Origin of the sequence: Kitasatospora sp. NPDC088548, from assembly GCF_044753005.1 — a bacterium.
Taxonomy (GTDB): domain Bacteria; phylum Actinomycetota; class Actinomycetes; order Streptomycetales; family Streptomycetaceae; genus Kitasatospora.
The window spans coordinates 1-4,922 of record NZ_JBIVMI010000068.1; the positions used below are offsets into that span (position 1 = coordinate 1).

The 4,922-nt window shown below is 74.8% G+C and carries 2 protein-coding genes; both read right to left on the reverse strand.

The window, feature by feature from the left end; all coding sequences use genetic code 11:
- Positions 1-4,182 (reverse strand): type I polyketide synthase (locus ACIP82_RS37655; RefSeq protein WP_400660282.1); only part of this gene is annotated, 4,182 nt, incomplete at its 3' end.
- Positions 4,183-4,205: 23 nt separating this feature from the next.
- On the reverse strand, positions 4,206-4,922 hold a 717-nt coding region (locus ACIP82_RS37660; RefSeq protein ID WP_400660285.1), incomplete at its 5' end, for a phosphopantetheine-binding protein.

The window sequence follows — 4,922 nt, forward strand, 5'->3', positions numbered from 1 at the left end:
CCGCCCCACCCCGTACGACTCCACCAGATGCCGGGCCACCAGCCCGCCCAGCGTCCCCGTACCACCGGTCACCAGCACCGTCCCCACCGGATCCAAAACCGGGCCGGCACCGGCGGGCACCTCAGCACGCGCCAGGCGCGGCACCACCACAGTCCCGTCGCGCCAGAGCGCCTGGTTCTCGCCCGACGCCAGCAGGCCGCCCACCACCGACGGGTCCACCGCCGCGGCAGGGAAGCCCGTCCCTTCGCCACCGAGGAGCACGACCCGGCCGGGCTGCTCCTGCTGGACCGAACGGACCAGCCCCCACACCGCGTTGACCGCCGGGTCCGCGTCCGGCGGCCCGGTCACGACCGCCAGCGGCTCCCCGCTCCGGGCGGGATCGGTGAGTCCCTGGTGCAGGAACTCCGAGACCCGGCCGACCAGCGCCCGGGCGCCCTCGGGCCCCTCGGCCGTCCCGGCGGTCAGGTCCAGCACCGCCGGGGCGGCGACACCGGCGGCGTCGGCGGGCAGGACGAGAGGCGTCCAGCCCACCTGGTAGAGGTGGTCGGTACCGGCCCCGCCGAGGCCGGCGAGCCGGTCGACCGGCACCTGCCGCAGCGACAGCGAGCCGACCGAGGCCACCGGTCCGCCGGTCGGGTCGGTGAGGACGAGCGAGAACGCGTGCGGGCCGGTCTGCCGGGCGTGCACCCGCAGGGCGGTGGGACGCGTGGCGAACAGTGCCACGTCGTTCCAGGCGAACGGCAGCAGGACGTGGCCCGGCTCCGGCTCGGCGATGCCCAGGAAGTTGGTGGACTGCAGAGCGGCGTCCAGCAGCACCGGGTGGATGCCGAAGTCCTCGGCGGCCCGGCCGGCGGGCAGAGACACCTCGGCGTGCACCTCGCCGTCGAGCCGCCAGACGGCCCGCAGTCCCTGGAACGCCGGTCCGTAGCCGAAGCCGCGGTCCGCCAGCCGCTCGTAGAAGCCGTCCAGGGCGACCGGCTCCGCGCCGGCCGGTGGCCACGCGCCGGGGGCGACGGTGTCCGGCGCCTGCTCGCCGCCCAGGAAACCGGTGGCGTGCCTCGTCCAGGCACCGCCCTCGCCGTCCTCGGGCCGTGAGTACAGGGCGAACGGCCGCCGGCTGTCGGGGGCGCCGTCCTCCGGCGCGTCCACCCGCAGGTGCAGCTGCAGGGCGCCGCGCCCGGGGACGAGCAGCGGGGCCTCGATCACCAGCTCCTCGACGGTGGGTGTGCCCGCCTCGTCGCCGGCCCGCGAGGCCAGCTCCAGCAGCACGACCCCCGGGGCGAGGACGGTGCCGGCGACGGCGTGGTCCGCGAGCCACGGGTGATCCTTCGGGTCGAGCCGTCCGGTGAGGAGCGCCCCGCCCTCGGGCAGTTGCACCGCCGCGCCCAGCAGCGGGTGCCCGACGGGCGCCAGCCCGGCGGCGCCCACGTCGGTGGCGGGGCGGGTCTCCAGCCAGTAGCGCTGGTGCTGGAAAGGGTAGGTGGGCAGCTCGGAGGCGGGGAGGAGGGCGGCGTCCGGGAAGGCCGTGGACCAGTCCACGGGCAGGCCGTGCACGTGGAGTTCGGCGGCGGCGAGCAGGACGCGGTCCCAGCCGCCGTCCTCACGGCGCAGGGTCCCGGTGACGACGGTCGGCGCCTGGACGGCCTCCGCCAGGGCCTCGACGACGGCGTGCGCGAGCACGGGGTGCGCGCTGACCTCGACGAACGCCCGGAAACCCTCGCCCGCCAGGGTCTCGACGGCCTCGGCGAAGCGGACGGTCTGCCGCAGGTTGCGGTACCAGTACCCCGCGTCCAGCTCCGGACCCTCCAGCCAGCGGCTCTCGACCGTCGACAGGAACGGGACGACAGCCGGCCGCGGCTTCACCGAACCCAGCAGCTCGGCGAGTTCGGCCTCGATCGACTCCACGTGCGAGGTGTGCGAGGCGTAGTCCACCGGGATCCGCCGCACGCGCACACCCTGCTCCTCGTACGAGACGACGAGCGTGTCCAGACCCGCCGGGTCACCGGCCACCACGACCGAGGACGGACCGTTGACAGCGGCGACCTCCACGCCGTCCGGCAGCGTGCCGGTCACCTCGGCGAGCGGCAGCCCGACCGACACCATCCCGCCCCGACCCGCCAGACCCCGCGCGATGGCCTGCGACCGCAACGCCACCACCGCCGCCGCGTCCTCCAGCGAGAGGATGCCCGCGACATGCGCCGCCGCGATCTCCCCCTGCGAGTGACCCACCACCGCATCCGGAACAACACCCAACGAGAACCACAGCCGCGCCAGGCCGACGTTCACCGCGAACGACACCGGCTGCACCACGTCCACCCGCTCCAGCGAGGCCGCACCCGGCACCTGATTCACCACATCGAGCAACGACCAGTCGACATAAGACTTCAAAGCCTCGTCGATCTCACCGAGAACCTCCGCGAAGACCACGGATTCAGCGAGCAACCGACGCCCCATCCCCACCCACTGGGAACCCTGACCCGGGAAAACGAACACCGACCGACCACTCACCTCCGCCCGACCGGACACCAGCCCGGCCACGGCCCCTCCCTCGGCCAGGGCCCTCAACCCGCTCAGCGCCCGCGCCCGGTCGGCGGCGACCACGACGGCCCGCTCGGTGAACCGGGTGCGCGCGGCGACGAGGGTGCGGGCCGTACGGGCCAGGCCGGTGTCCGGCTGCTCGGCCAGGAGCCGGCCCCAGGCGCCGGCCTGGGCACGCAAGGCGTCCTCGGAGGCGGCCGACAGCACCAACGGCAGTGCGGCACCGGTCGGTTCGGCGTCCGGCTGCGGCGCGTCCCCGACCGGGGCCTGCTCCAGGATCACGTGGGCGTTGGTGCCGCTGACGCCGAACGAGGAGACGGCGGCCCGGCGCGGCCGGTCGACCTCCGGCCAGTCGCGGCGTTCGGTGAGGAGCGCGACCGCGCCCGAGTCCCAGTCGACCTTCGAGGTGGGCGTGTCGATGTGCAGACTCTTCGGCAGCACGCCGTGCCGCAGCGCCTCCACCATCTTGATCACGCCCGCCGCACCGGCGGCGGCCTGGGTGTGGCCGATGTTGGACTTCAACGACCCCAGCCACAGCGGCTGTTCGGCCGAACGGCCCTGCCCGTAGGTGGCCAGCACCGCCTGCGCCTCGATCGGGTCGCCCAGCGAGGTCCCCGTCCCGTGGCCCTCGACGGCGTCGACGTCCGCCGCCGTCAGCCCGGCGTTGGCGAGGGCGGCGAGGATCACCCGCTCCTGCGAGGGACCGTTCGGGGCGGTCAGACCGTTGGACGCACCGTCCTGGTTGACGGCCGAACCCCGGACCACGGCCAGCACCTCGTGCCCCAGGCGCCGGGCATCCGACAACCGCTCCAGCAGGAGGACGGCGACGCCCTCGGCCAGGCCGGTGCCGTCGGCGGCGTCCGCGTACGCCTTGCAGCGGCTGTCGCGCGCCAGGCCTCGCTGGGTGGCGAAGTCGACGAACACCTCCGGCGTGGCCATCACGGCGACACCGCCGGCCAGGGCCAGCGTGCACTCGCCGTCGCGCAGCGCCTGGGCGGCCAGGTGGACGGCGACCAGGGAGGAGGAGCAGGCGGTGTCCACCGTCACCGAAGGGCCTTCGAGACCGAGGGTGTAGGAGATCCGGCCGGAGGCGACCGAGCCCGAGTTGCCGATCCCGAAGTACCCCTCCAGGCCCTCCGGGAGGTTGAGCACGTGGTGCGCGTAGTCGTGGTACATCAGCCCCGCGTAGACGCCGACCGGCTGCCCCTTGAGCGAGGCCGGGTCGATGCCGGCCCGCTCCAGGGCCTCCCAGGAGGTCTCCAGCAGCAGCCGCTGCTGCGGGTCCGTCGCCAGCGCCTCGCGCGGCGAGATCCCGAAGAGCGCGGCGTCGAAGCCGCCCGGGTCGGCGAGGAATCCGCCCTCCTCCGCGTAGGTCTTCCCGGCGGCGTCCGGGTCGGGGTCGTACAGGCCGTCCACGTCCCACCCCCGGTCGCGGGGGAACGGGGCCATGGCGTCGGTGCCGTCGTGGACCAGGCGCCACAGGTCGGCCGGGGAGGCGACGCCGCCGGGCAGCCGGCAGGCCATCCCGACGATGGCGATCGGCTCGGTGCGCCGGGCCTCGACGTCGCGCAGGCGGCGCTTGGTCTGCTGGAGGTCGGCCGTGACGCGCTTGAGGTAGTCGCGCAGCTTGTCGTCGTTCGACATGGGGTTCTTCCTCGTATCCGTCATCAGGAAAGGCCGAGTTCGTTGTCGATCAGGTCGAAGAGCTCGTCGTCCGAGGCGGCGCCCAGGTCGACGCCCTCGGTCTCGGGTTCCTCGCCCGACTCCGCCCAGCGGGCGGTGAGGGCCTCCAGACGGGCGGCCACCTGGGCGCGCAGTCCGTCGGGCGCCCCGGACGCGCCGGCCGTCCCGGCCGTGGCCGCCAACGCCTGTTCCAGCCGGTCGAGTTCGAGCAGGACGGGCGGCACGGCCACCGAGCCCGCCAGGCCCAGCCGGTCTCGCAGGTGCTCGGCGACGGCGGCCGGGGTCGGGTGGTCGAAGACCAGGGTCGCCGGGAGCCGGACACCGGTGGCCTCGGTGAGGCTGCCGCGGATCCGCAGCGAGGTCAGCGAGTCGAAACCGACGTCCTTGAACGCCTGAGCGGGCTTCACCGTCTCGTCGATGCTCTGGCCGAGCACCTTGGCCGCGCTGGCCCGGACCAGGTCCAGGAGCAGCCGGAGCTGTTCGGCCTCGCCCACCGCGGAGAGCCTGCGGAACAGGACCTCACGGCCGTCGTCGGCGGGTGCGCCGGTGGCGGCGGTGCGGCGGGGGGTGCGGACCAGACCGCGCAGCAGCGGGTTCAGCTCGCCGCCCGCCGCCCGCTTGCGCAGCGCGTCGCGGTCCAGCCGGGCCGGGACCAGCAGCGCCTCCGGCGAACGCAGCGCGGCGTCGAACAACACCAGCGC